At 69.2% G+C, this 26,611-nt stretch carries 23 protein-coding genes and 1 pseudogene; 17 read left to right on the top strand and 7 right to left on the bottom strand.

The annotated features are described in order from the left end of the window. Positions 1-28: 28 nt before the first annotated feature. Complete coding sequence (locus ACFVDP_RS13300) at positions 29-1,438, top strand: aminopeptidase P family protein (protein WP_383487936.1); 1,410 nt, start codon at positions 29-31, stop codon at positions 1,436-1,438. 34 nt (positions 1,439-1,472) lie between these two features. Here the strand turns inward: ACFVDP_RS13300 and ACFVDP_RS13295 are convergent, their stop codons facing one another. Continuing rightward, the gene (locus ACFVDP_RS13295) at positions 1,473-2,465 is read right to left on the bottom strand and encodes an AraC family transcriptional regulator (RefSeq protein WP_383487933.1); all 993 of its coding nucleotides are present in this window, start codon (positions 2,463-2,465) and stop codon (positions 1,473-1,475) included. Positions 2,466-2,591: 126 nt separating this feature from the next. On the opposite strand from ACFVDP_RS13295, the gene ACFVDP_RS13290 reads away from it, so the two are divergent. From ACFVDP_RS13290 to ACFVDP_RS13255, 8 genes and pseudogenes are all read left to right on the top strand, one after another. Further along, positions 2,592-3,566 carry a quinone oxidoreductase family protein gene (locus ACFVDP_RS13290; protein ID WP_383487930.1) on the top strand — a complete coding sequence of 325 codons (975 nt, stop codon included), beginning with the start codon at positions 2,592-2,594 and terminating at the stop codon, positions 3,564-3,566. 26 nt (positions 3,567-3,592) lie between these two features. Beyond that, positions 3,593-4,471, top strand: a complete 879-nt coding sequence (locus ACFVDP_RS13285; RefSeq protein ID WP_383487927.1) for a TauD/TfdA dioxygenase family protein — start codon at positions 3,593-3,595, stop codon at positions 4,469-4,471. Positions 4,472-4,558: 87 nt separating this feature from the next. Further along, on the top strand, positions 4,559-5,611 hold the full coding sequence (locus ACFVDP_RS13280; protein ID WP_383487925.1) for a 3-keto-5-aminohexanoate cleavage protein: 1,053 nt from the start codon (positions 4,559-4,561) through the stop codon (positions 5,609-5,611). Positions 5,612-5,701: 90 nt separating this feature from the next. Continuing rightward, positions 5,702-7,030 carry an MFS transporter gene (locus ACFVDP_RS13275; protein WP_383487922.1) on the top strand — a complete coding sequence of 443 codons (1,329 nt, stop codon included), beginning with the start codon at positions 5,702-5,704 and terminating at the stop codon, positions 7,028-7,030. A gap of 86 nt (positions 7,031-7,116) precedes the next feature. After that, positions 7,117-7,707 (top strand): annotated as a pseudogene (locus ACFVDP_RS13270) (RBBP9/YdeN family alpha/beta hydrolase). Continuing rightward, positions 7,704-8,468, top strand: a complete 765-nt coding sequence (locus tag ACFVDP_RS13265; RefSeq protein WP_383487919.1) for a CoA transferase subunit A — start codon at positions 7,704-7,706, stop codon at positions 8,466-8,468. The pseudogene ACFVDP_RS13270 and the gene ACFVDP_RS13265 overlap by 4 nt, the downstream one beginning before the upstream one ends. Next, positions 8,465-9,157: a 3-oxoacid CoA-transferase subunit B gene (locus ACFVDP_RS13260; RefSeq protein ID WP_383487916.1), complete on the top strand. Its 693-nt coding sequence runs from the start codon at positions 8,465-8,467 to the stop codon at positions 9,155-9,157. The genes ACFVDP_RS13265 and ACFVDP_RS13260 overlap by 4 nt, the downstream gene beginning before the upstream one ends. Beyond that, positions 9,157-10,686 carry a long-chain fatty acid--CoA ligase gene (locus tag ACFVDP_RS13255; protein WP_383487913.1) on the top strand — a complete coding sequence of 510 codons (1,530 nt, stop codon included), beginning with the start codon at positions 9,157-9,159 and terminating at the stop codon, positions 10,684-10,686. Before ACFVDP_RS13260 ends, ACFVDP_RS13255 begins: the two co-directional genes overlap by 1 nt. A gap of 262 nt (positions 10,687-10,948) precedes the next feature. On the opposite strand, the gene ACFVDP_RS13250 is transcribed toward ACFVDP_RS13255, so the two are convergent. The 3 genes from ACFVDP_RS13250 to ACFVDP_RS13240 all read right to left on the bottom strand — a co-directional run bounded on the left by ACFVDP_RS13250 (position 10,949) and on the right by ACFVDP_RS13240 (position 16,451). After that, positions 10,949-13,651 (bottom strand): ATP-binding protein, encoded by a 2,703-nt coding sequence (locus ACFVDP_RS13250; protein ID WP_383487911.1) that lies wholly within the window; start codon positions 13,649-13,651, stop codon positions 10,949-10,951. Positions 13,652-13,659: 8 nt separating this feature from the next. Further along, the gene (locus ACFVDP_RS13245) at positions 13,660-14,145 is read right to left on the bottom strand and encodes a hypothetical protein (RefSeq protein WP_383487909.1); all 486 of its coding nucleotides are present in this window, start codon (positions 14,143-14,145) and stop codon (positions 13,660-13,662) included. A gap of 1,697 nt (positions 14,146-15,842) precedes the next feature. After that, entirely contained in the window at positions 15,843-16,451 is a 609-nt protein-coding gene (locus tag ACFVDP_RS13240) for a TetR/AcrR family transcriptional regulator (protein ID WP_383488549.1), read from the bottom strand. A 70-nt stretch (positions 16,452-16,521) separates the two neighbouring features. Between ACFVDP_RS13240 and ACFVDP_RS13235 the strand changes: the two genes are divergently transcribed. After that, entirely contained in the window at positions 16,522-16,932 is a 411-nt protein-coding gene (locus ACFVDP_RS13235) for a hypothetical protein (protein ID WP_383487906.1), read from the top strand. Positions 16,933-17,322: 390 nt separating this feature from the next. Then, complete coding sequence (locus ACFVDP_RS13230) at positions 17,323-18,069, top strand: SAM-dependent methyltransferase (RefSeq protein WP_383487903.1); 747 nt, start codon at positions 17,323-17,325, stop codon at positions 18,067-18,069. Positions 18,070-18,181: 112 nt separating this feature from the next. Here ACFVDP_RS13230 and ACFVDP_RS13225 read toward each other — a convergent pair whose 3' ends face one another. After that, positions 18,182-19,192: a D-alanyl-D-alanine carboxypeptidase family protein gene (locus ACFVDP_RS13225; RefSeq protein ID WP_383488546.1), complete on the bottom strand. Its 1,011-nt coding sequence runs from the start codon at positions 19,190-19,192 to the stop codon at positions 18,182-18,184. Between the two features lie 209 nt (positions 19,193-19,401). Between ACFVDP_RS13225 and ACFVDP_RS13220 the strand changes: the two genes are divergently transcribed. Next, positions 19,402-20,331 carry an aldo/keto reductase family oxidoreductase gene (locus ACFVDP_RS13220; RefSeq protein WP_383487900.1) on the top strand — a complete coding sequence of 310 codons (930 nt, stop codon included), beginning with the start codon at positions 19,402-19,404 and terminating at the stop codon, positions 20,329-20,331. Positions 20,332-20,356: 25 nt separating this feature from the next. Here the strand turns inward: ACFVDP_RS13220 and ACFVDP_RS13215 are convergent, their stop codons facing one another. Beyond that, the gene (locus ACFVDP_RS13215) at positions 20,357-20,917 is read right to left on the bottom strand and encodes a hypothetical protein (protein ID WP_383487897.1); all 561 of its coding nucleotides are present in this window, start codon (positions 20,915-20,917) and stop codon (positions 20,357-20,359) included. Between the two features lie 28 nt (positions 20,918-20,945). After that, on the bottom strand, positions 20,946-21,845 hold the full coding sequence (gene htpX, locus ACFVDP_RS13210) for a zinc metalloprotease HtpX (RefSeq protein WP_383487894.1): 900 nt from the start codon (positions 21,843-21,845) through the stop codon (positions 20,946-20,948). 210 nt (positions 21,846-22,055) lie between these two features. On the opposite strand from htpX, the gene ACFVDP_RS13205 reads away from it, so the two are divergent. Genes ACFVDP_RS13205 through ACFVDP_RS13185 form a run of 5 tightly spaced genes read left to right on the top strand, consistent with a single transcriptional unit; the run spans position 22,056 to position 26,598 of the window. Then, positions 22,056-23,114, top strand: a complete 1,059-nt coding sequence (locus ACFVDP_RS13205; RefSeq protein ID WP_383487891.1) for a PIG-L deacetylase family protein — start codon at positions 22,056-22,058, stop codon at positions 23,112-23,114. Continuing rightward, on the top strand, positions 23,107-24,177 hold the full coding sequence (locus ACFVDP_RS13200) for an ATP-grasp domain-containing protein (protein WP_383487888.1): 1,071 nt from the start codon (positions 23,107-23,109) through the stop codon (positions 24,175-24,177). The genes ACFVDP_RS13205 and ACFVDP_RS13200 overlap by 8 nt, the downstream gene beginning before the upstream one ends. Next, a complete protein-coding gene (locus tag ACFVDP_RS13195; RefSeq protein WP_383487885.1) occupies positions 24,174-24,914 on the top strand; it encodes a PHP domain-containing protein in 741 nt (246 codons plus the stop codon). The genes ACFVDP_RS13200 and ACFVDP_RS13195 overlap by 4 nt, the downstream gene beginning before the upstream one ends. After that, positions 24,902-26,395, top strand: coding sequence for a glycosyltransferase (locus ACFVDP_RS13190; RefSeq protein WP_383487882.1), 1,494 nt, complete (start codon positions 24,902-24,904; stop codon positions 26,393-26,395). The genes ACFVDP_RS13195 and ACFVDP_RS13190 overlap by 13 nt, the downstream gene beginning before the upstream one ends. Next, complete coding sequence (locus ACFVDP_RS13185; protein WP_383487879.1) at positions 26,392-26,598, top strand: hypothetical protein; 207 nt, start codon at positions 26,392-26,394, stop codon at positions 26,596-26,598. The genes ACFVDP_RS13190 and ACFVDP_RS13185 overlap by 4 nt, the downstream gene beginning before the upstream one ends. Positions 26,599-26,611: the final 13 nt, after the last annotated feature.

The raw sequence follows: 26,611 nt of genomic DNA, 5'->3' as shown, positions 1-26,611 counted from the left end.
GCACCTAAACGATTGGAAGGCGTGCGTCATGGCGGAAGGCCGCAGGAACGGGCTCTACTCCGGGATCTCCGAGGAACTGTCCGACCTGATGCGTACGCGCTGGGCGGACACCGAGCGGCGCGACCTGACCCTCGACGAGCAGGCCCCGTACGCGGCCGCCCGGCGCACCTCGCTCTCCGCGCGCTTCCCCGGCGAGCGCCTCGTGATCCCCTCGGGGAACCTCAAGGTGCGGTCGAACGACGACACCTACCCGTTCCGCCCGTACTCGGCATACGTGCATCTGACCGGGGACCAGGCCCGTGACGGCGCGCTGGTGCTCGAACCGCGCGCGGACGGCGGCCACGACGCGTACTGCTACCAGCTTCCGCGCGACAGCCGCGACGACGACGGGTTCTGGACCGGTGCCACCGCGGAGCTCTGGATGGGCCGCCGCCGTTCCCTCGCGGAGGCCCGGAGCGTACTCGGCCTCGAGTGCCGGGACGTGCGCACGGCCGCTGCCGACCTGGCTGTCGGCGGCGCACCCACCCGCATCGTCCGCGGAGTGGATCCGGCGTTGGAGGCGGCCGTCACCACGGACGCCGCCCGTGACGCCGAACTGGTGACGGCGCTCGACGACCTGCGCGTCGTCAAGGACGCGTGGGAGATCGCCGAGATCCGTGGCGCGGTCGACTCGACCGTGCGTGGATTCACCGATGTGGTCGGGGAGTTGTCGAAGGCGGTCGAGACGTCCGAGCGGTGGATCGAGGGAACCTTCTTCCGCCGCGCCCGGCTCGAGGGCAACGCCGTCGGCTACGGCAGCATCTGCGCGGCCGGCGAACACGCCACGATCATGCACTGGACCGACAACGACGGCCCGGTGCGCCCCGGCGACCTGCTGCTCCTCGACGCCGGCGTGGAGTCACGGACCCTCTACACCGCCGACGTCACCCGCACGCTGCCGATCAGCGGCCGCTTCACGAGGGTCCAGCGCCAGGTGTACGACGCGGTGTACGAGGCCCAGGAGGCGGGCTTCGCGGCGGTGAAGCCCGGCGCCGCGTACCGGGACTTCCACGAGGCGGCGCAGCGCTGTCTCGCGGCCCGGCTCGTCGAGTGGGGCTTCATCGAGGGTCCGGCCGAGCGCGCCTACGAACTCGGTCTCCAGCGGCGCTTCACCATGGCGGGCACCGGCCACATGCTGGGCCTCGACGTCCACGACTGCGCACAGGCCCACACCGAGGAGTACGTCGACGGAGTCCTCGAACCGGGCATGGTGCTCACCGTCGAGCCCGGCCTGTACTTCCAGGCCGACGACCTGAGCGTGCCCGCGGAGTGGCGCGGCATCGGCGTGCGGATCGAGGACGATCTGCTGGTCACCGCCGAAGGCCACGAGAACCTGTCGGCGGGCCTGCCGCGCTCGGCGGATGAGGTCGAGGCGTGGATGGACCGGCACGCGGGCTGACCCGGCGGCAGATGCCGACCGGGAGACGCCGGTCCTACGGCGCCTGCCAGCGGCTGGGGGCGCAGCCGAAACGGGCGCGGAACCAGCGGGAGAAGTTGCTCGGCGCCGAGAAGGAGAGAAGCTCGGCGATCTCGGTCTGCGAGTATCGCCGGCTCTCCAGCAGCCGGACCGCGAGCTCGGCCCTGGTGTCGTTGAGCACGGTGGTGAACGACTCTCCGTGCTCTGCCAGTTGGCGGTGGACGGTCCTGCGGTCGACGCCGAGGCTGCGGGCGACCTGCTCCATCGAGCAGCGCCCGGTGGGCAGCAGAAGTTCGATCAGCTCGCGGACGCGCTCGAGCACGGTCGTGTCCTTCGCGGGCTCGATGCCGTCCAGGAACTGCAGTGCGTAGGCGAGGAGTTGCGGGTCCGACATCCGGTTCGGCGCGCTCAGATCCGCCGCGTCCAACGCGATGCCCGTGAAGTCGTGGCCGAAGGTGACGGCCGGGCCGAAGATCCGTTGGTGGGTGGACGGATCGTCGGGCCTGCGATGTGCGAAGCACACGGCGAGTGGCTGCCAGTCGGGCCCCAGGAACCCGCACAGCAGCCGGTGCAGAACGCTCACCACGAGCTCCACCGACTGCTTCGTCTCCATCGGTTCGCCCGGCTCCAGGCGGACCCGGACGACGGCGGACCCGTTCGCCTCGGACAGGTACAGGCGCAACGCCTCGTTGTAGACGTGCTCGTAGCGGATGAGGAGCTGCACGGCGCTGCGCACATCGGGCTCCTCCCGGATCACCAGACTCAGCGGTCCGAGGTTGGAGAAGCGCCGCAACTCCCCGAGCCGCAGCCCGAAGTCCTGCTGCCCGGACTCCGACGCCGACTGCTCCAAGAGCTGGATCACCGCGGCCGAGGGCAGCCAGCGGTCCTGAAGGCTCAGGCTCGCCGGGTCGAGCCCGTTCGCCCGCATGAGCCGCGCCGGATCGATACCGACGGAGCGGCTCAGGTCGAGGTAGCCACTGAGGGACGCGTATCGGGACTGCGGTTTCAACGGGCCTCCGATGTCCCCAGAAGATAAATCTGATGTCCGTTCAAGATAAGCGCGTTTCGGCTGTCACGCCTAGCGTTCTCTGCGTCAAACCCCGGTTCGACCAGAACACAGCGCGAGGAGAACACCGTGGCGCATGCCATCCGCTTCTACGAACCCGGCGCCCCGGAAGTGCTGCGCTGGGAGTCCACCGAGGTCGGTGAGCCAGGTCCCGGAGAGGTCCGGGTGCGGCACTCCGCGGTCGGGCTCAACTTCGCCGACACCTATTTCCGCACCGGTGTGTACCCGGCCGCCCTGCCCGCCGGACTCGGCGTGGAAGGTGCGGGCGTCATCGAGGCCGTGGGCCCGGGAGTCCTGGACTTCGCCGCAGGGGACCGCGTCACGTACACCGGCAGTCCCCTCGGCGCGTACAGCACGGAGCGGGTGATGCCGACCGCGTCACTGATCAAACTGCCGGAGGTCATCGCCTTCGACACCGCGGCGGCGATGACGATGCGCGGCCTGACGACCGCGTACTTGCTGCGCCGCATCCATCCCCTGAAGGCCGGGGACACCGTGCTGCTGCACGCCGCGGCGGGCGGCGTGGGGCTGATCTTCTGCCAGTGGGCGAAGCTGCTCGGCATCCGCGTCATCGGCACCGTCTCCACCGAGGAGAAGGCCGATGCCGCCCGGGCGCACGGCTGCGACGAGGTCGTCCTGTACCGGCAGGAGAAGGTGGCGGACCGGGTGCGCGAGCTGACGGACGGCGTCGGCGTCCCCGTGGTGTTCGACAGCATCGGCGCCGCCACGTACGCGACATCGCTGGACTCCCTGTCCCCGCGCGGTCTGCTGGTCTGCTTCGGCACCTCCTCCGGCCCTGTGCCGCCGATCGACGCCATGCAACTCGCGGTCAAAGGCTCGCTGTTCGTGACCAGGCCGGCCCTGGCCGACTACATCGCCGACCCCGAGGAGCGCGCCCGGCTGGTCGGTGAGCTGTTCGGCCACGTCGGTTCGGGGCGCATCCGCATCGAGATCAACCAGCGGTACGCCCTTTCCGAAGCCGTCCGGGCCCACCGCGACCTGGAGGCCGGCCGGACCACCGGCTCCTCGGTCTTCTTGCTTTGAGAGCACCCCGACGAGAGGAGAGAGTGATGAGTACACCTGTCCGTGCCGCCTCCACGATCACGGCACAGCCCCTCACCTGCAGTATCGGAGCTGAGCTGTTCGATGTGGACCTCGGTGAAGTCGCCCGCGACAAAGAACTGTTCGCGGAGTTGAAGACGCTGTTGCTGAAGCACAAGGTGCTGTTCCTGCGTGATCAGCACTTCACCCGCGCCGAACACGTGGCACTGGCCGCGCGGTTCGGGCCGCTCGAGGACCACCCGGTGGCGGCAAGCGATCCGGACCACCCCGGACTCGTCCGGATCTACAAGGACCTGGACAGCCCGCCGGAGCACTACGAGAACGCGTACCACTGCGACGCCACATGGCGGGAGAACCCGCCCATGGGCTGCGTGCTGCGGAACGTGGAGGCACCTCCTGTCGGGGGCGACACCATCTGGGTCGACATGGCCGCGGCGTACGAGAAGCTGCCGGCCGAGGTCAAGGCGCGGATCGACGGACTGCGTGCCCGGCACAGCATCGAGGCGTCCTTCGGCGCCGCACTGCCGGAAGAACAGCGCCACGAACTCAAGGGACGGTTCCCCGACGCCGAGCACCCCGTGGTGCGCACCCACCCGGAGACCGGGGAGCGGATCCTCTTCGTCAACGCGTTCACCACGCACTTCGTCAACTACCACACCCCGCGGAACATCCGGTGTGGCATCGACTACGCGCCCGGTGCCGCCAACTTGCTCAGTTATCTGATCAGTCAGGCCACCGTCCCCGAGTACCAGGTGAGGTGGCGGTGGACGCCGAACAGCGTCGCCATCTGGGACAACCGCTCCACGCAGCATTACGCCGTCCAGGACTACTGGCCGGCCGTCCGCAAGATGGAGCGCGCCGGGATCATCGGCGACCGCCCCTTCTGAACGGCTCGAACCTCCTCTTCACCCATCCGCCATCCGTGCCCGACCGGATGGAACACCCAGCGCCAGCACCGTGATCGGAGTACACCCATGCATTTCCACGACGACGCGCTCTTCCCCGAGAACCAGGACAAGCTGGTCATCACCAGCGCGCCGTACGGCCCGGAGTGGGAGCCGGACGACTTCCGTGAGGACCTGCCGCTGACCATGGACGAGCACGTCCAGCAGGCGGTGGACTGCTTCGAGGCGGGCGCCACCGTCCTGCACATCCACGTGCGGGAACTGGACGGCAAGGGCTCGAAGCGGTTGTCGAAGTTCAACGAACTGCTCGGGCGGCTGCGCGAGGCGGTGCCGGAGATGATCCTCCAGGTCGGCGGGTCGATCTCGTTCGCGCCCGAGGGGTCTGGCGCCGACGCCAAGTGGCTGTCGGACGACACCCGTCACATGCTGGCCGAGCTCGATCCCAAGCCGGACCAGGTGACCATCGCGATCAACACCAGCCAGATGAACATCATGGAGCTGATGACCCCCGACGACATCGCGGGTACCTCCATGACGCGCCCCGAACTCGCCGAGGCCTACCGGGAGATGACGGTGCCGGCCGGGCCCGCCTGGGTCGAGGAACACCTGCGCAGGCTGCAGGCGGCGGGCATCCAGCCGCACTTCCAACTGTCGAGCATTCCGCAGCTGGAGACCGTCGAGCGGCTGATCCGCCGGGGCGTCCACACCGGCCCGCTGAACGTCACCTGGGTGGGCATCGGCGGTGGGTTCGACGGCCCCAACCCGTACAACATCATGCAGTTCGTCAACCGCGTGCCGGATGGGGCGATCCTCACCCTGGAAACCCTCATGCGCAGCGTTCTGCCGGTCAACGCGATGGCGATCGCCATGGGACTGCACACCCGCTGCGGCAACGAGGACACGCTGTGGGGTCGGAAGGGCACCAAGGCCACCTCTGTCGAGCAGGTCGAGCAGTTGGTCCGGATCGCCGGTGAGCTCGGTCGCGAGGTCGCCACCGCCAAGGACGCCCGCGAGATCTACAAGATCGGTACCAGCTACGCGGACGCGGACGAGACGCTGGCCAAGCTCGGCTACGCCCCGAACCGCAGGCCCGGCCAGGTCGGGTTCACCCACCACGCCTGACCGGTCGACAGCGACCGTCACCCGCCCCCGCCCGGCGTGCCACCGACCGGGGCGAAACACCGGCAGTTCCCGCAGCTGTGAGGAGTGAACGTGACATCGCGCGACATCGTGGGCCGGGCGCCGACGCCACCCACCGGAACCAGAAACAGAAACCCGGTGGGTACCCGGCCCGGCCGCAGGTACCCCTGGCTCGTCTTCGCCCTGGCCTTCGGGCTGCTGCTCTCGGACTACATGTCCCGGCAGGTGCTCAGCGCCGTCTTCCCGGTCCTGAAGACCGAGTGGTCCTTGTCCGACGCCCATCTGGCCTCGCTGAGCAGCGTGGTGGCGCTGATGGTCGGGTTGCTCACCCTGCCGCTCTCGCTCGTTGCGGACCGCTGGGGCCGGGTCAGGAGCCTGGTCGTGATGGCGGTGGTGTGGAGCCTGGCCACGCTGCTGTGCGCGGTCGCGGGGAACTTCCACGAGATGCTCGCCGCGCGATTCCTGGTCGGGGTCGGCGAGGCGGCCTACGGCAGCGTGGGCATCGCGGTGGTGCTCAGCATCTTCGCCCCTCGTGTCCACGCGGCGCTCGGTGGGGCGTTCATGGCCGGCGGGTCGTTCGGCTCGGTGGTCGGCGTCGCCCTCGGCGGCAGTCTCGCCGTGCAGGTGGGCTGGCGCTGGTCCTTCGCGGCCATGGCGGTCTTCGGACTGCTGCTGGTCGCCGTGTTCCGGGCGGTGGTCAGTGAGCGGAAGCTGGACGAGTACGCCGTCGAGCCGAGACTGCCCGCGGCGGCCGGCGGCCGGGCACCGTTCGCGAGCCTGTTCACGAACCCGGCGCTGCTGTGCGCCTACATCGGCGGCGGGCTGCAGATGTTCACCCCGGCCGTACTGCTTTCCTGGGCGCCGAGCTACTTCAACCGCTACTACCACCTCCCGGCGGACGAGGCCGCCGCGACCGCCGCGGTCTTCGTCCTGCTCATCGGCAGCGGCATGGTGATCTGCGGGATCATCTCCGACCGGTTCGCCCGCTCCGGATCCTCCCGCCAGTGGACCGCGGCGGTGGCGTTCTGCGTCGTCGCACTGGTCTGCCTGTCGGCCGGCTTCGGCATGACGTCCGGTACGACGTCGCTGCTCCTCATCGGCTGCGGAGCGTTCTTCGCCGCCGGCTCCTCGGGGCCCACGGCGGCCGTCGTCACCGAACTGTCCCACAGCTCCGCACGGGCGACCGGGCTCGGGGCGCTCACGGTCGCCAACAACGTACTGGGCCTCGCCCTCGGCCCCTTCGTCGTCGGGACGCTCGCCGATCACCTCGGGCTCCTCGGAGCCCTGCGCCTCGCCCCGCTGATGTACGCCGTCGCCATCGCCGCGCTGTTGCTCGGCAGGCGGTACCACCCGGCCGGGAAGCTCCGGCTCGCCCGGCTCGCCCTGTCCACTGCCCGCTGAGCCCCCCCGCCTGCTGAGCCCCCGAACCAGCCGATCCGCCTGATCCAGCCGATCCACCTGATCCAGTCGAACTCTCAGGGACGCACATGACAGCCACCCCGACACCGACCGTGGTGATCGTGCCCGGACTACGGGACCACGTCGCCGACCACTGGCAGACCCACCTCGCCGAACAATTCGACGGCGCGTGCACCGTGCCCCCGCTCGAACACGACAGGCTCAGCCGGGCCGCCCGCGTCGCCGCGCTCGACGAGGTGCTCGCCTCGGTCGAGGGCCCCGTCGTACTCGTCGCCCACAGCGCCGGGGTCATCACCACCGTGCACTGGGCCCGAAATCCGACGCGGCAGATCCATGGTGCTCTTCTCGCCACCCCCGCGGACCTGGAACGACCGCTGCCCGAGGGCTATCCCTCCGTGTAGGAACTGGAGCGTGCAGGGTGGTTGCCGATACCGCGCCGCCGACTGCCCTTCCCGAACATCCTCGGCATCAGCAGGAACGACCCGCTCGCCGACCGCCGCCACGTCGCCGGTCTGGCGGAGGTGTGGGGCAGCCGTCCGGTCGACCTCGGTCCGGTCGGCCACCTCAACCCGGCGTCCGGGTACGGGTATTGGCCGCGAGCGGAGGAACTGGTGCGTGAGCTGCTCGGCAGCCGGGAGACGGAAGGGGCGGTCTCGTGACCCAGGTCTGCGCAACGGCGGCCGAGGCTGTCGCCGGCATCCCGGACGGAGCCTCACTCAGCGTCGGCGGCTTCGGCCTCTGCGGCGTCCCCGACGCCCTGATCGCGGCCGTCGCCGCCGGGTCGGCCACGGGGCTCCGCGTGATCTCCAACAACTGCGGTACGGACGGTCACGGGCTCGGGCAACTGCTCCAGCGAAGGCGAGTCCGGCGGGTGACGGCCTCGTACGTCGGCGAGAACGCCGAGTTCGCCCGGCAGTACCTGGCGGGGGAGTTGGAGGTCGAACTGACTCCCCAGGGCACGCTGGCGGAGAAGCTCCGCGCCGGCGGGGCGGGTATCGCCGCCTTCTTCACCCCGGCAGGGGTCGGCACCCCGGTCTCCGACGGAGGCCTGCCGTGGCGCTACGACGCCGACGGCTCGGTGGCGGTGGCCTCACCGCCCAAGGAGACACGCGAGTACGGAGGGCGGCGCCACGTCCTCGAGGAGTCGATCACCTCCGACTTCGCCCTCGTGCACGCTCTGATCGGGGACACGGAGGGGAACCTGCTGTTCGACAAGGCCGCACGGAACTTCAACCCGCTCGCGGCGATGGCCGGGCGGGTGTGCATCGCTCAGGTCGAACAGCTGGTGCGGCCCGGCGAGTTGGATCCCCGGCACGTCCATCTGCCCGGAATCTTCGTCGACCGGATCGTCCACACCGGCGTCCAGGACAAGCAGATCGAAAAACGCACGGTGACCGCGACGAAGGAGAACGACGCATGAGCGCGACAAGGGCTGCGGCGAAGAGCGCGGCACCCTGCAGGACCCAGGGCTGGACCCGGGACCAGATGGCGGCCAGGGCTGCCTCCGAACTCGTACCCGGCGAGTACGTCAACCTCGGCATCGGACTGCCCACGCTCATCCCCGGCCATCTGCCGCCCGGCCTCGGCATCGTCCTGCACAGCGAGAACGGGATCCTGGGCACGGGTGCCTACCCCGACGAGGACTCCGTGGACGCGGACCTGATCAATGCGGGCAAGGAGACGGTGACCGTCAATCCGGGCGCCTCCTTCTTCGACTCCGCGCTGTCCTTCGCGATGATCCGCGGTGGCCACATCGACACCGCGGTCCTGGGCGGCATGCAGATCTCCGAGTCCGGGGACCTGGCGAACTGGATGGTGCCCGGTGCGATGGTCAAGGGGATGGGCGGGGCGATGGATCTCGTTCACGGCGCCCGCCGGGTGATCGTGCTCATGGAACACACCAGCAGGTCCGGGGCGCCGAAGATCGTGCGCCGGTGCTCCTTGCCGCTGACCGGGCAGGGCGTGGTCCATCGGATCATCACCGACCTTGCCGTCATCGACGTCACCCGACGGGGGCTCGTGCTGCGTGAATGCGCGCCCGGGGTGAGCGAGGACAGCGTACGTGCGGCCACCGGCGCTCCGCTGGGACGACCGGAGGCGAGCGCCTGATGCTGAACCTGTCCGTCCTCCTGGAGGACTCCGCCCGGCGTCACCCCCATCGCACGGCGCTGGTGGCCGGCGACCGTCGGCTCGACTACGCCGAGGTCGAGGCCCGAGCCTCCCAGATCGCACGGCTGCTGGTCGAACGCGGCGTCAGGCCGGGGGACCGGGTGGCCCTCTCCTGTCCGAACCTGCCCGAGTTCCCGATCGTCTACTACGGCATCCTCAAGGCCGGCGCGGTGGTCGTACCGCTGAACATCCTGCTCAAGCCCCGCGAAATCGCCTACCACCTGGCGGACTCCGGAGCCGTGCTGTACTTCTGCCACGATGGCACGGCGGACCTGCCGATGGGGGACTACGGGCGGGAGGGCTTCGAGCAGACCGCAGGTTGCCGGGAGTTGTTCCCGATCACCGACGGCATGTTCCAGGACAGGCCCGAAGCCTTCGAGTCCGTGCCCCGCGAGCCCACGGACACGGCAGTGATCCTTTACACCAGCGGCACCACCGGACAGCCCAAGGGCGCCGAGCTGTCGCACGCCAACATGGTGTTCAACGCCCTGACGGCCACCCGGCTCCTCGGCAGCACTCCGGCCCGGCCCGACACCCACCTCCTTGCCCTCCCGCTGTTCCACTCCTTCGGACAGACCGTGAGCATGAACGCGGGCCTGTCGGTCGGCGCCACCCTTGTACTGATGCCGCGCTTCGAACCACAGGTGGCGCTAAGGCTGATGCGCGAGGAGCGCGTCACCGCGTTCGCCGGTGTGCCCACCATGTACTGGGGGCTGCTCGGCGCGCTCGACCGTGACACCTGCGGCGTCGACCGCCTCTCCCACAACCTCCGCCTGGCCGTCTCCGGTGGCTCCGCGCTGCCCGTCGAGATCCACACACGGTTCGCCGAGCGGTTCGGGATCCCGATCCGCGAGGGCTACGGCCTCTCCGAAACCTCTCCACTGGCCCTGTTCACGGACCCGGAGGGCGAACCGAGACCCGGTTCGATCGGGGTGCCCGTCTGGGGTGTCGAGGCCCGGCTCGTCGACCGGCACGGCGAGACGGTCACCAGCGAAGGCCAGGTCGGCGAGCTGGTGCTGCGCGGACACAACGTCATGAGGGGGTACCACAACCGACCCGACGAGACCGCCCGCGTCCTGTGCGACGGGTGGCTCCGCACCGGTGATCTCGCACGGGTCGACGAGGACGGCCACTACTACATCGTCGACCGTGCGAAGGACTTGATCATCCGAGGCGGGTACAACGTCTACCCACGCGAGATCGAAGAGGTCCTGATGACCCATCCCGACGTGTCCCTGGCATCTGTCATCGGCGTCCCGGACACGCGTAACGGCGAGGAGGTCAAAGCCTTCGTCATCCCTGAACCGACCGCTCGGATCACCGAGTCGGAGCTGATCGACTGGTGCAAGGTGCAGATGGCGGGCTACAAGTACCCGAGGTCCGTCGTCTTCACTGCCTCGCTGCCGATGACCGCTACGGGAAAGATCCTCAAACGGGAACTGTCCGGCAGAGCCGGAGCCGGCGCATGACCGAAGCGTCTGCGGGAGTCATGGCTGATCGAGTCTCACAGCTATATGGCGTTTCTGATGGCTCTGGACGGTGTCGCGGAGCCAGGTGATGACTGCTGTGACGGTCAGGGTGCCGTTGAAGACGTAGTCGCGTTTGCCGTAGCGGGTGGCGACCGCACGGCACTGTTTCCGTTTGCTGACGCACCGTTCGGTGGTGCCGCGCTGGATGTCCTCGACGTAGGTGCCTGCCCGGGCGGGTCCGGAGCGCGACCGGGTCCTCGGGTCAGGAAGCGACGGACTCGGTGGCCCCGGGACGACTCAACAGGTAACCCCATACGGTGCTGAGGTTCTCGTCGTCCAGTTGCAAGGTGTCCGACCAGTTCCGGCGCTCGACAGGGGCAAGGAGCGACTCAAGCGTGCAGGACCAGGCCTCGCACAGGAGGCGCAGGATATATCCGTCGAGGCTGCTCGAAAACCGCCACCATGCCTTCTGCCAGGTGGTTCCCGTGTGGTTGCGGGCGAACTCGTAGTCGGCGTCGCGGTTGGCCCCGAGCGGGAAGACTTCCGACAGTGGCGGGTACGGATATATCTCACATAGCAGGATCCAGTCGGCGGGCAACTGTACGGGCTCCAGGGAGGCCGAGTGATATGCCCTCGGAGGTCTCGCGTGCCAGAGCAGGGGAGCTCCGCGGGCCAGGAAGACCCGGTCACGCCGCGCGGCCCACGCGACGACCTCGGACGAACGCATCGGTCCCTGGGACGTGAGGGCGAAGGCCACGTCCTCAGGGAGCGCGTTGAAAGCCCGGTACAGGATTCCGGCCAGATCCAACTGGAGGGACTTGTTGAATTGGTTGGTGTCGCGGAAGTGTTGTTCCTGGGCCCGTAGCCAGCGCTGAACCTGCTCTTGATCGGCGATCGGGTCGGCTTTATCCCGAGACGCGCGGCTGGGCTGTCCGGCCAGGTAGCCGGAGAAATTCATCGAGCGGTCGGCCAGGAAGCCGCTGAGTGTCACGACGCCTCGGAAGTTGTAATTGCTGTGGGCGTGGAGGCTGGTCCAAAGTGTGGCCAGCCCGATGCGATTGTTGTCGCCGTCCATCAATTCGGTGGCCCGTGCGACGAAGTCGTCCCGCATCTGCAGGCGTTGCTTCTCGTCTCCGATGCGCAAATTGTCGGGCGAGGGCGGGTAGAGACGGTCGAAAACCTCGTCCGGTGACCCAGTGGCCAAGGAGAACGGTGCGAGCACATCGTTCTTGGCGACGCCGGGCTCCCAGGTGTGGATCGGCACCGCGTTCTCCAGCACCAGACGTCGGATGAGCTGTGTGAGACGGTCATCTGCCGCGGTATAAAGAAGACCCTGCACGTCGTTGGGGTTCTTCTTGAGCGTGACGCGCACGGTCGTGCCCTCCGGGATCCAGCCCCGTGTCTCCACGGGAGTGAGCAGGGGCCGACGGGAGGGGCCGTCGAAACTGAGACGCCGGGCATCCTGGACCGAGGCGTCGTAGCGACGGGTGATCAGTTCCACCTGGTCGCCGAGCAGGAACACCGAGAAGAATCCGATGCCGAACCGGCCGCTGGGTTTGAAGCCGCCGCCGGCCAGCCCGGGCAGCCTATTGCGCAGGCTGGGGGAGCTCCAACCACTGTTGCCGAAGTCGAGCAGGCCGTGGATGAGAGTCTCCTCGTCCATGCCGACCCCGTTGTCCCGGACTTCCAGGCACCAGGAACCTTCGGTTTCGGTAAGTCGTATCTCTATGCGCCCGTCCGGAAAGCCGGTCTGCAGTGCCTCGCGGGCGAGGACGGCGTCCTGGGCATTCTGGATGAGTTCCCTTACGGCGACCTCGGGTTCATTGCCATAAAGTTGTTCCCCGCCCAGCCCCTTGACCAAGGAGGGGACGTCGGAGACCTTCACCGTCGCGTCTATGGGGCGCCAGCCCTGGACGCGGAAGTGCTCGGCGAAGCGCTCCGGGGAATCGACCCCGGCGACAGCGCGGGCGGCGAGCCGGTCCCGGCCCAGGTCGTGCAGGAGAGCGTCGACGGCTTTGAGTTCTTGGTCGATGCCGCGCAGATAGTCGAGCGCCAGCCACCACGACGGTGCGTCCTGCGCGAGGAACGGGCGCAGTGAGGTGTACGTGACGCGGTCACCGTTGAGATCGGGACGGCTGACGTGGGTCTGGAACTGCCAGTGTTCTCGGGCGACGCCCTGAGGATTGCGGAGTGCGAACAGCAGAGTGGGAGCGCGGCGGCCGTCGATCTGCGTCGCGTCGGCCAGCCGGAGGATGCAGGCCAGTCTGAGCGGGTCGATGGTCCAGTCACGGGGCTGCCATGGCCATGAGTTCGCTTCCCGGCGGAACTCGCCGGCGATCCGGTCCACCGGCCACCAGTGACTCGCCGCCAGATCGCCGATGAGCGGGCCGTAGGCCTCCCGCAGCAGAACGTCGTCGACAAGATGGATTTCGTTGCCCGCGCTGGACCGCCAGGAGTGGTCCACCAGTCGGCGCGCCTGCTCGGCGTGCGTTTCACGGATGGCCGTGGCTCGGCACGCGTCCGCCACTTCTGCGGGAGGCGAGTCGAGCTGGTCCCGGTCGGGCCAGCACCCCTCCTTGCGGTAATAGGCCACCGAGAGGAGATCGCGCCATCGGTCCTCTCCCAGGGTCTCGGGGACGCTCGTTCCGTACGCGGCCTCACCCATCGCGGCATCGTGGAGCACGAAGGAACACCCCAGCACGTAGGCCTCGGCCGGATTCAGCGTCACCTTGTCACGGCAGATGAGATCGGCGGTTTCCCACAAGGCGTCCACGTGCGTGATGTCGTGCACGGTGAACTCCGGCATGCTGTGCGCGTTCTCCTGGAGGAGTACGGCTGCCTTCTTCCTGAGCCCGAGGTACGACGTGCGCAGTCGCTCACGTTGTTCGTGATGAGGGTCCTCACCCGAGCGCGCGGCAAGAGCGGTCTGCCACAGAGCGGTGCTGGTGTAGTCGTGCTCGGACACGGGGGCGGTCACCTCATTGCTGGCAGGAGCAGACATACGGCGATCACCCACATGGTGAGCACCGAGAGCAGGATGAACAGGACGACGTACGTCTCGTACCAGCGCAGGAAGTTGCCCGGACGGGGCCGTTTCCGGAAGGTGGGGCCGATCAGCTCGTCGGTGATGTCGCACTCTTCGTTGCGGTAGTCGAGCCAGGCCAGCGCGCCGACCGTGATCAGCAGGGCGGTGAAGGCGGCGACCAGAGTGACGAGGGTGAGCAGGCCGATGACTCCGCCTCGTGCGGTGGCCGGATCGAGACCCCACTTCCGGTACCCGACGAACAGGACGAGGGCAGCGCTGACGAGCGCGGTGGCAAGGGTCTGGTAGAGGGCGAGGAACCGGTGCGCGTTCTCGTTGACCGTATGGATCTGCTGGAGGACGTATCGGTACCGCTCCAACGCGAACTCATTGCGGAGCGCGGCCATCTCAGGCCTGCCCTCTCCCGGCGTCGCCATCGCCCTCCCCGTCCCCTCCAGCAGCATAGGCAACTCATGCTTGCCCGGCGCACGTTTCATCGACACCTCGTCGACCGGGCCTCGGGCTCGCAGTGCGCGTCAGCGGCGGTGGACTCCACGCAGCGCATGGAACAGCCGTACCGACTGCACGGCCAACTCGACAGCGTGCGGCGGAACTTCGCACGTACACCCAGCTCGTCGGCGCGAGACGTTGTCGGCCGGAGCGAGGCCTCCTTTTGCATCCCGGTGCAGCCTCCTGTGGTCGGAGAGACGACGTACTTGACGAAGGCGGCTTCGTGTCGGAATGGCGGGGTGAACCCACGACCTTTTCGTCCCTCGGGATGGCCCCTGCCCTTGGGGCGCGGTGCCTGTCACCTGAGACGACCGTCCGCTGACGTCCACGGTTGTTCTGCCTTGCATATCTCTCGTTAACCTGAACACGACATGTTGGGCAGCCTCGGCTTGCAGAGCCTCCACGAGTGCTTGGTGTACCTGGGTGTACGGCAGTCCGGCGTGTGAGGTGCGGACGACGGCGACCGCCCGCTCGACCTTCAAGAGCACCGTGACAGCTTCATCGACGAACTCTGGCTCGACCAAGTCCTCGGCGGCGACGGCATCTTGCCCGTGGTGACCCTCATGGAAGTAGCCGCTTTCAACGAGCGGCCCTTCCGGATTGACGCAATCTTCGTACACAGCGCCAACCCCATTGGCTCCGAGACCGTCGTCCGGTCGCTCACACACTGGGGCTACTTGGTCCGGCGGGCGACGACCTAGGAGTTTGATTTCGAGGTCTGGCCTCATTCTTATTAGGTCGATCACTGGGGAGCCGCAAGGCCGGCCAACGGGCCGTAGCCTCCGGCTGCTCGTTCGCCGGAGTGCGGCGCAGACCGTCACCGTCCGAGCTTGTTGGTGTCAGCCCACCAAGAGGGGCTGGACAGAGAGGGTGTTGCGCTTTGTCTGCGTCTCGGAGAGAGCGAGGACCGCAGCGAGCCCCGCGAACAGATGCGCAATAACGATAGCGATCACAGGGATCACCTCCCCTTCGAGCCAGACAGCCAGCATGAACAGGCATGTAGGTGTGAAGAGATGCAATGCAACTTCTCGGATCCAAGGTGCCCAACTGCGGTCTGCGATTCCGCCTTTGCATCGCCCCGACATCGGAATACTCCGAGAGGCCGACGAAGCGCAACACCGTCCGTGTGAGTGTAGCCGTAGTCGTTCTCCGCAACCCGCGGCGGACGCGTCGGGACCTTCATGCCGTGGCTGCGTGGTTGATGCGTGGGTCTTCTTCAAGGTTTTGGTGCGGGCGCTGGCATGGTGGCGTTGGGCATTCAGGCTGGGGTGGGCTGGCGACGGCGACGCGCGACATCGACGGCCTCCGGCAGTTGCTGGACAGGGCGCACAGCCACGTGCTGCCCATCACGGCTTGTTGGCTCATCGGGAACGGCGCCCCCTCCCATCCGGTGCCGGCCGATCCCCCGCCGGAGGCAGGAGCGGCGCCCCGAGCGGAGCCGGGAAGCCCGCCCGGCGGAGCGCAGCGCAGTAGGGTGCTTGATGAGGTAGAAAAACTTGTAACGGCCTTCCAGCTTCGAGCAGTTGGACTAGGTGTCAGAGCGGGCGGTGAGGGTGCGTCCGTCACCCAGGTTTTCTCGGGCTGGCCTCGACCGGACGGTCACGTCGAGCGGCGGGCTCCTGTCTCATGGCCGACGAGAAGACATCCCGGACGCCAGCGCGCGGGCCGCATCGGCGAAGTACTGCTCGTCGGAGCCTTCCGCGAGGCCGAGGATCACTCCTTGGCCGAGTCCGACGAACAGGGCCCTGAGCGCGGTCACGAGGTGTCGTGCCTGGCCGGGTGTCACGGCACCGTCGGCGTGTGACCTGCCGGTGAACAACTCGACGAGATGGCCCTCCTGGGTGCGGATGGATTCGGCGAACCGGGCGCCCAGGTCCGGGTCGTGCACGGCCATGTCGAGCAAGGTGATCTGCAGGGAAAGGCCGGACCGTGCGTCCGGGGCGTCGAGGCTGCGCCGGTAGCGCCGGGCGAAGGCGTCGGCTGCTTCCAGGAGGTCCAGGCCCGGGGGAACCGCTCGTTCCATCTCCGCGTAGTGGGGTCGCAAATAGTCCGCGATCGCCGCGACCACCAGGCCGCTCTTGCTGCCGAACAGTGAGTAGACGGCGCCGGTGGTCACCTCGGCCCGTTCGGCGATCTCGTCCAGCTTCGCCCGGTGCCCGTCCCGGGAGACGGCCTCCAGCGCGGCATCCAACAGGGCGCGTCGATTGCGCTCCTTGGCCTCGGCCCTCGTCATTCTCATAACTTGATTATTGCCGTAATCTTGTTACTGGAACAGACCGGGACACCTCAGGGGGACAGTGTCGATGGCTCAGACCGCAGCAGCCGCATCGGCCCGCCGTCGGACGGGGATTCTCGCCGACGGCGTCTTCAAGGTGGTCCTTGCCGCCGTCTACGCCGTCGGTGCCGCTCCGCTCGGTGGTCGGCTCGGCGTGCCTGTCTGGCTCATGATCGCCTCGGGGGTGGCCCTGCTGATCGGCGGCGGCGCCGAACTCGCATACCTGCGCAGGCGGACCGTACCGACGTACATGCGGCTCATGATCGGCTACGACAGCTGCTGGGTGCTGGCCACGGTCGTCGGCTTGCTGGTGGCATGGCGGAGCAGCGGTCCGGACAGCGTGGCGGGCGAGATCTGGATCGGCTGTCAGACGGTCGCCCCACTCGTACTCGTTGCGCTGCTGGCAGCCGCCCGACCCGCCGTCCGGCCTCGGGTGTGACCGTCACCGAGCGGACAAAATGACCGCCGTTGTGTGTCGGGTGTTATCGTTGCCGGTGAAGTGACGGCACAGTCGCTTACGGAGATCGAAGGAGGTGAGTTGCATGGTCGCTGTGGAGACCACCGCTGTCTGCGGTGCCCGGATCATCCTCACTTCCCGGGCCTCGTCCTGACCCTCGCCTGCCTTCCTCCTGTACGGGAGTAGTTCCGGCATGCCTGCCGTCCGGCGGGGCCCCGTTCAAGGGTCTCCACATTGTCTCGTCAACTCGCTTCACCACCTCCTTCACCTTCATCTCCAGCTGCCGACCGGCTGACCCCTTGCGCTGACGCGCGCTCTCGGCGCCCTCGAGCGGTCCCCTCACTTCACGGCATGACGGAAAGGAATCAGGTCATGGACCTTCCCCGCATCTTCACCATCCGCGAGAGCGGCCACCGCATCCACAACCCGCTGACCGCGGCCAAGCTCGCCTCCCTGGGGGAGTCGTTGTGCCTCGCTCCCGGGGCCCGCGTGCTCGACCTGGCCAGTGGCTCGGGCGAGATGCTGTGCACCTGGGCGCGTGACCTGGGCTTCACCGGCACCGGGGTCGACATCAGCACCGTCTTCACCGAGCAGGCCCGCGCCCGCGCCGCCGAACTCGGTGTCGCCGACCGCGTCGAGTTCCTGCACGGGGACGCCGCCGGGCACGTCGCGGACCAGCCGGTCGATCTGGCCACGTGTCTCGGTGCCACCTGGATCGGCGACGGCTTCGCCGGAACGGTCGGGCTGCTCGACCGCAGCCTCCGTCCCGGCGGACTGATGCTGATCGGCGAGCCGTACTGGCGGCGGACCCCTCCGGACGAGGAGACCGCCAAGGAGTGCCACGCCACGACCATCACCGATTTCCTCGAACTCCCGGACCTGATCGGGCAGTTCCAGGGACTCGGGTACGACGTCGTGGAGATGACACTGGCCGACCAGGACAGCTGGGACCGGTACGCCGCCGCCCAGTGGCTCAGCATGCGCCGCTGGCTCGACGAGAATCCGGACGACGACATGGCTCCCGAAGTACGGGAGGAACTCACCGACGAGCCCGCCCGCTACGCGCGCTCCACACGTGAGTATCTCGGCTGGGGCGTCTTCGCTCTCATGAAGCGCTGAGTCGTGAAGTGCCGACGCCGTCGTCACTCTCATCGGTGAACATCGGTGAACACTGAAAAGGCCCCGCTCCTCCAGCAGTTGGAGGAGCGGGGCCCCGGCAGGAGCCGCCCGGTCAGTGGGCGAAGCCCCAGTCGAGGATCTTCGCGGCGTCGTCGAAGACCTCCTTGTCGGCCCCGACGATCGCGCCGACCAGCGTGCGGTTGTCCCGCTGCGCGGCGAAGACGAGCGAGTAGCCGGCCTCCGCGCCGCTGCCCGTCTTGATGCCCAGGGCGCCGTCGTAGCTGCTCAGCAGGTCGTTGGTGGTGACCCAGGTGTAGTACCGGGTGTGACCGTTGGCCGCGGGGGCCTCGGTCTCGAACTGCTTCGTCTTCACGATGTCGGCGAACACCGGCTGCAGCATCGCGCGCTGGCCGAGCTTGGCCAGGTCGCGGGCGGTGCTGCGGTTGTCGCCGTGCGAGATGCCGTCGAACGAGTCGAAGTGCGTGCCGGTCATGCCGAGTTGCTGCGCCTCGGCGTTCATCTGGCTCTCGAAGTCGGCGACCCGTGCGGCCGTCGTGTCCCCGGTGCCGAAGCTGTCGGCCAGGGCCATCGCGGCGTCTCCGCCGGACGGGATCAGCATGGCGTGCAGCAACTGGCGGGCCGTCAGCGTGTCACCGGTCTGGAGGTCGGCGGTGCTCGCGCCGTTCTCCTGGACGTAGTCGCGGTACTCCTGCTTCACCGTGATCTGCCGGTCCAGCCACTCCGGGTGCCTGAGCACGACCAGCGCGGTCATGATCTTCGTGGTGCTGGCCATCGACACGCTCTGGTCGGCCTTGGCCCCGGCCCACATCTCCCGCTCCTGGCTGCCGTCACGGGCGTCCAGCAGATAGGCGTTGGCGAGGGCGGTGTCGGGCACGTCCTGGGACTGGGTTCTCGTCTCCGACGCGCTCCGGGCCTGGCCGGCAGGGGCGAGCGTGGCGTCGTCCGCCGACTGGTCGCTCTCTCCGGCGGAGTGGGTGACCGCCGGCGTGTCCGCCTGCGCGATGCTGCCGGCCGCGATCGGTACGACGGCGCCGAACAGGGCGAGCGTCGCGACACGGGCTCCGGTGCGGTGCAGCCGGTTGGGGCGGGCGTGGCTACCCATAGGCATCCCTTCTCCCGGCGTGAGGGGCGCCGGTTTCTTTCATAAGGAAAAGATCAGTGCATACCGAACCTACTTGCGGGTCGACAGCCACTGTCAAGATCGCCATGTCATAACCGGGTAACAGGCCAGATGGTTCTGACGATCCATGAAGATTGCGTGCCGACACCTGGTGGATCTTGTGCCGCCGCGGCGCCTGAGAGGATGCGGGAATGAAGACGATCTCCTTCCCGCGGACCGAACTGCGCGCCTCGAACATCGTCCTGGGGCTGATGCGCATCTCCGAGCTCCCCGACGACGACATCCGCACGCTGTACGGCAGCGCGCGGGACGCCGGTATCAACACCTTCGACCACGCCGACATCTACGGCCCCACGCGCCATGCCTGCGAAGAGCGCTTCGGGCAGGCCGTCAAGCTCACCGCCGCCGAGCGCGAGTCGATCGTCATCCAGAGCAAGGTCGGCATCCGGCCCGGCTACTTCGACTTCTCCAAAGAGCACATCCTGCGCACCGTCGACGAGTCGCTCGCGGCCCTGCGCACCGACTACCTCGACCTGCTCCTGCTGCACCGGCCCGACACCCTCGTGGAGCCCGAGGAGGTCGCCGCGGCCTTCGACGAGCTGCACGCGGCCGGCAAGGTCGTGAACTTCGGCGTCTCCAACCACACTCCGGGGCAGGTCGAACTCCTCAAGACCGCCGTGCGGCAGCCTCTGGTCGCCAACCAGGTGCAGCTGAGCATCACCCACTGCCCGATGATCGCCTCCGGCGTCGCCGCGAACATGGCCGGACTCGACCAGTCCGTCAGCCGTGACAACGGCCTGCTCGACTACTCCCGGCTGAAGGGGATGACCCTCCAGGCCTGGTCGCCGTTCCAGAAGGGCTTCTTCGACGGCGTCTTCATCGGCGACCTCGACACGCATCCCGAACTCAACGCCGTACTCGACGAGTTGGCCGCCAAGTACGAGGTGACGCCGACCGGCATCGCCGTCGCCTGGATCACCAGGCACCCGGCGAACATGCAGGTGGTCCTCGGCACCACCAACCCGGGCCGGGTGGCCGAGTCGGCGGCAGGCTCCGAGCTTCCGCTCACGCGCGAGGAGTGGTACCGGCTCTTCACCGCGGCCGGCCACACCCTCCCGTAACCGGGCCGCAGGGTCGGGGACGCCTCTAGGTCAGGCCGGGGGCGTCCCAGACGGGGAACCACCGGCCGAGATCCGGCTCCACGCGCAGATCGTCGGCGAGGACGGCCCGTACTTCCAGCTCAAGAGGGTTGTCCCGCTTCTGCCCCGCCTTGGGGGCGAAGGGATAGAAGGTGCCGCGTTTGTAGAGGTAGACGAGCGCGACGGAGCGCCCCTGTCCGTCCGTGAAGCCGACCAGGGAGCACAGCAGATGCGGCCCGAACCCGCTCTCCTCCAGCGAGGTGTTCACCGCGTGCAGGTCGTTGACCAGGCCCGCCACGTCGTCCGGCGTGTGACGTACGGCGAGCCAGGTGTATCCGAGGCCGTCCTGGGTGAACGTCACGGGGCCGTCGAGGAGTTCGGCCATGTCGTCCTGGATGCGGGTGAAGGCTCCGCCCTCGACGGTGGCGAAGCAGACGGACCCCGCCCCGGTCGGCGTGAGCGAGGCCGCCGCCTGAAGAGTGATGGCGGCGGAGGGGAGGGCGAAGAGCTGGTCGAGGTCGGGGCGGACCGGTTTGCTCCGGCCGAGGATGGCGTCGAGGAATCCCATGCGGCGTCCTGGTTCCTTCCCGTGGTGCCTACGGGCGGCCGAGCTGCGCCGAGATGCGGCCCAGCTGGTCGAGGCGCTGTTCGAGCGTGGGGTGCGAGGACAGCAACTGGCTCGCGCTCTCCTTGTTGAACGCGGGGGCGAAGAAGAACGCGTTGAACGGCTCGGCCTTGCGCAGGTCCCGGGTCGGGATCCGCGCCATCTGGCCGGTCACCTTGGTCAGCGCCGACGCGAGGGCGGACGGCCGGCCCGTCAGCAGCGCGGCCGCCCGGTCGGCGGACAGCTCGCGATAGCGCGACAGCAGCCGGGTGAGCAGGAAGCTGACGGCGTAGACGACGGCGCTGACCGCGGTGACGATCAGAACGGCCGCGGCCGCGTTGTTGTCGCGGTTGCTGCGGCCCATGCCGCTCCACAGGGCGGACCGGGTGATCAGTCCGGCCAGGACGCCCAGGAACGAGGCGATGGTCATCACCGCCACGTCGCGGTGCGCCACGTGCGACAGCTCATGGGCCAGGACGCCCTCCAGCTCCTCGGGCTCCAGGCGGCGCAGCAGACCGGTCGTGGCGCACACCATCGAGTTCTTCTGATTGCGGCCGGTCGCGAAGGCGTTCGGCACGTCGGACTCGGCGACGGCGACCCGCGGCTTGGGCATGTCCGCCAGCGCGCACAGGCGGTCCACCGCGGCATGCAGCTCCGGCGCCTGCTCCGCGGTGACCTCACGCGCGCCCATGCTGAAGGCGGCGATGCGGTCGCTGAACCAGAACTGGGCGATGAACAGCCCGCCCGCGAACAGCAGGATCACCACCCACGCGCCCTTGAGCAGGACCACGAGCACCCCGACGATCACGACGTACAGCAGTCCGATGAAGAACATGGTCGTGACCATGCGTGTGGTCAGCCCCCGGTCGGGGGCGAAGCGGGTCTGCGCCATGGCTCCTCCAGGTATCCGTACTCAATTCTCCCCCTTTATCGCTGTTGGCGGCATAAACAGTGCCGTGGGAACCGCCCACTTGCAGGAGAGGCTTTCGGCCCCCGCTCACTCCGATATCTGGACGGTACAGTTGCCCGTATGTCGGATATGTCCAGCCATTTTTCCCAGGGCTCAGGTGACAGGGGGCCATCCGCGCACGACGCTCCGCCCGTGCTGTCCGGCGCCCGTCTCCTGCTGGCCGATCGCGACGAGCGCGCGGCGTCCGCCGCCGCCGAGGCGCTGCTGAACCACGGAGTGGCCCATGTGCACACCGTCGGATCCACGGCCGCGTTCCTCGAAGCCGGACGCAGACCTCCCTCCTCCGTACGGGCCTGGGACATCGCCGTCTGGGACACCGGGCTCGGCGGGGACGACGACGCACTGACCGAGTTCCTCGACCAGTGGTACGCGCAGAACCCCGGCGTACCCGTCGTGGTCACCGACGAGACCCCGAGCACCCGGCGCGCACTGGCCGCACTGCGCGGCCGCGCCGCCGACATGGTCGAACGCGACGACCTGCCCGGACTGGTCGCGGCGGTCACCCGGGCCCGGCACGCGACCCCCGCGCACCCGGCCCCCGTCCCGGAACAGAAGCGCGTGAGCATGCTCGTGATCGGCGCCCATCCGGACGACGTCGAGATCGGCGCCGGGGGAGTCATCCACCTGCGGGCCGACGACGGCTGGGACATCACCGTGCTGACCCTCTCCCACGGCGCCGGTGGCGGCGACCCCGAGCGCCGGGGCGACGAGGCCCAGCGCGCCGCGCAGATCATGGGGGCGCGGCTCGTCATGGAGGACCTGCCCGACGGCTCCATGACCGACGACAGCGCCACGGTCCGCATCATCGAGCGCACGGTGGCCGAGGCCCGGCCGGACGTCGTGCTCGTGCACTCCGACAGCGACACCCATCAGGACCACCGGGCCGTGCACCGCGCCACGCTCGTCGCCTGCCGCCGCGTCCCGCGCCTCGCCTGCTACCAGTCGCCGTCGGCCACCGTCTCCTACCACCCCAACCGCTTCGTCGGGCTGAGCGAGTCCGACCTGGAGGCGAAGCTCGCCGCGATCAGGGCGCACGGCTCCCAGTCCGGCAGCCGCTGGTACCTCGACGAGGACCTGCTGCGCTCGACCGCCCGCTACTGGGGCCGCTTCTCCCAGGCCCGCTACGCCGAACCCCTGGAGGTCATCCGTGACGCCACTCCGCTCGGCTTCTTCGCAGGCGACCATGCCTGAGCCGACCCGGCCCGGCCCGACCGCGGGCCCCGATCTCGCGGCGCCCCTCGGCAGGCCGCCCAGAGTGCTGGTCACCGGCGCCGGCGGACCGTCCGGCGTCTGCTTCCTGCGCGCCCTCGACGGCGTCGCCGAGCGGTACGCCGCCGACATCGACCCGCTCGGCGCCGGCCTGTACCTGGTGCCCCGCGCCTACCGGCTGCTGCTGCCGCCCGGCGACGACCCGGCCTTCGCGCAGGCCGTCCTGACCCTGTGCCGCAGATACGCCGTCGACGTACTCGTGCCCACCGTGGACGCGGAACTCGTCGCGCTCGCCCGAGCCGCCGACGGCTTCGCCGACGCCGGGGTGCGCGTCCTGGTCCCGGGCGCGGACGCGCTGGAGACCTGCCTGGACAAATGGCGGCTGGCCCAGGCCTGCGAAGGCGCCGTACGCGTCCCGGTCACCCGCCTGCTCGGCCCCGCGGACGCGAACGCCGACGACGGCTTCGAGGGCGGCTTCCCCGCCATCGCCAAACCCCGCACCGGCTCCGGCTCGCGCGGCGTGACGCTCGTCGAGGACGCGGCCGGCCTCGCCCGGCTCCCGCAGGACGGCTCGTACCTGGTGCAGGAGATGCTGCCGGGCACCGAGTACTCCGTCGACGTCCTCACCGACGGCACCGGACGGGTGGTGGCCGCGGTGCCGCGCGCCCGCGACAAGACCGACTCCGGGATCGTCGTCGCCGGCCGCGTCCTGCACGCCCCCGAACTGTCCGCGCTCGCCGAGGACACGGTGCGCACACTGGGCCTGCGCGGCGTCCTCAACGTCCAGGTGCGCGAGGACCGGCAGGGCCGACCCGCACTCCTGGAGGTCAACCCCCGCCCGCCGGGCGGACTCTCGCTCACCGTCGCCGCCGGGGTCGACATGCCCCGCTGGGCCGTCGCCGGACTCCTCGGCGCCGAGCTGCCCGACCGGATCGCCCACCGCGAGACCGCGATCGTCCGGCACTGGCAGGACGTCGTGCTGCACCCCGGCGAACTGGGCGACATGGGGGACACGCGCGAGACCGGCGCGGGAGACCGGCGATGAGTCCCCGGCCCCCGCTGGTGCTGCGCGCCGACTTCCACACGCACACCGATTTCTCCGACGGCCACGACCCGCTCGACCGGGTCGTCGCCGCCGCCGAGACCGCCGGACTCGGCACCCTGATCCTCACCGACCACGTACGCGCCGACACCACCTACCTGCCCGACTACGTGGCCGCCGTGCGCGCCGCCCGCATCACCACCCCCGTCAGCCTCGTCTGCGGCGTCGAGGCGAAGATCATGGACACCACGGGCCGGATCGACCTGCCGGACGACCTCACCGGCATCGACCACGTGGCCCTCGCCGACCACCGCTTCCCCCTCCCGGCCGGACCCGCCCACCCCGACGAGGTCCGCGAGCGGCTCGCCACCGGTGACCTCACCCCCGAAACAGCCCTCGAACTCCTCGTGGAGGCCACGGCGCGGGCGGTGCGCGCGGTACCGGCGGGCCGCAGCGCCCACGTCGCCCACCTGTTCAGCGTGCTGCCCAAGGCGGGGCTCGACGAGGCGGCTGTGGACGCCGCACTCCTGGAGCCGCTGGCCCGCGCCTGCCGCACGCACGGCGTTCCGGTCGAACTCAACGAGAAGTGGCGCTGCCCGGCCCCGCGCACCGCGGCCCTTCTCGGCCGCGCCGGGGTGCGGCTCGTCGCGGGGAGCGACGCGCACCGGGCGGACGCCGTCGGGGTCTTCCCCTGGGTACGGCAGGCCCTGGCCGAGGCGGAGGCGCGATGCACGTCCTGAGCGTGATCGCGCACACCGTCGCCGAGGTGGTCGTCTTCCTCGGCGCGGTGCCGCTGGTCATCGGCGTGATCCAGTTCCTCCTCATCGGCTTCCAGCGCTTCCGGCACCTGTACGAGGACCGGGACCCGTACCTGCCGCGCACCGCCATCCTCATCCCCGCGTGGAACGAGGCCCCCGTCCTGACCGGCTCCGTCGACGCCCTGCTCGCCCTGCACTATCCGGGCGACCGGCTGCGTGTCGTCGTCATCGACGACGCCAGCACGGACGAGACGCCCGAGGTGATGAGCGAGCTGATCCGCCGCCATCCCGGCCAGGTGGTGCACCTGCGCCGCGAGAAGGGCGGCCAGGGCAAGGCGCACACCCTCAACCACGGCCTCGCCCACGTCCTCGGCGACGACTGGGCCGAGGCGGTGCTCGTCATGGACGCCGACGTCGTCTTCGAGCCCGACGCGCTGTGGCGGATGACCCGGCACCTGGCCGACCCCGAGGTGGGCGCCGTGACGGCGTACATCAAGGAGGGCAGCGGGAAGCAGGGCAACTACCTCACTCGCTACATCGCCTACGAGTACATCACCGCGCAGGCCGCCGCCCGACGCGCCCAGAACGTGCTGGGCGTCGTCGCCTGCCTGGCCGGCGGCGCCCAACTGCACACCCGGGCCAACCTGGCGGCGATCGGCGGCCGGTTCGACACCAGCACCCTCGCCGAGGACACCGTCACCACCTTCGAGACCCAACTGGCCGGGCGCCGCGTCGTCTTCGACGGCTACGCCACCGTGCTCGCCGAGGAACCGGCCGATCTGGCGGGCCTGTGGAAGCAGCGGCTGCGCTGGGCGCGCGGAAACCTCCAGGTCACCCGCCGCTACCGCGACGTCTGGTTCCGCGGCCGGACCTCGGGCGGCACCCACCGGCTCGGCTCGTTCCTGTTCGGGCTGATCTGGTTCTCGCTGCTGGCCACTCCGGTGCTGCTGGTGGCGTGCTCGGCCTCCCTGCTGTTCCTGTACTTCAGCGACTCCGACCGCGCCTGGCTGCTGTTCCACGTGCTGTGGGTGATCAACCTGATCTGCTATCTGCTGATCACGTTGCTCTCGGCCGTGATCGACCCCTCGACCTTCCGCCGCAGCTGGTTCGAGGCGCTGATCTACCCCGGTCTCATCGCCTTCTGCATCCTCGTGATCACCGCGCTGCCCGGGGTCTTCGTCCCGCTGCTCGACCGGATCGGCCTGCTGCCGGAGAACGGCACGGTCCACCCCGTGATGATCGCCGTCTACGCCTGGCTCGCCCTGTCCATGCCCATCGCCTGGCTGGCCAAGCTGCTGACCGGCACCCGGCTGCGCTGGCTGGCACCGCCCCTGCTGCACCTCGCCGGATACGGCTCGCTGCTCGCCGCCTGCCTGGTCGCCTCGTTCGTCCAGGAGATCCGGCACGCCCAGATGACCTGGGACAAGACCGAGAAGACCGGAAAGGTGGCGGCGCAGCGATGACACCTCACGACGGCACCCACGGCGCCGACGGGCCGGGCAGCTCCGAGAACCCGCGGCCGTTCGACGCCCAGGCCCTCGGCGAGCGCGCGCGGCGGCTCACGCGCCGGGACCGGCGCGACGACCACCGGCTGTTCTGGCTGGAGCTCGTCGTGCTGCTGATCATCGTGGTGCTGCTGGTGGCCCGCTGGTGGTGGGTGGTCTGACGGCGCGATCGTC

The organism is Streptomyces sp. NPDC057694 (genome assembly GCF_042799415.1).
GTDB lineage: Bacteria > Actinomycetota > Actinomycetes > Streptomycetales > Streptomycetaceae > Streptomyces.
This window is presented reverse-complemented; position numbering and strand designations above follow the sequence as displayed.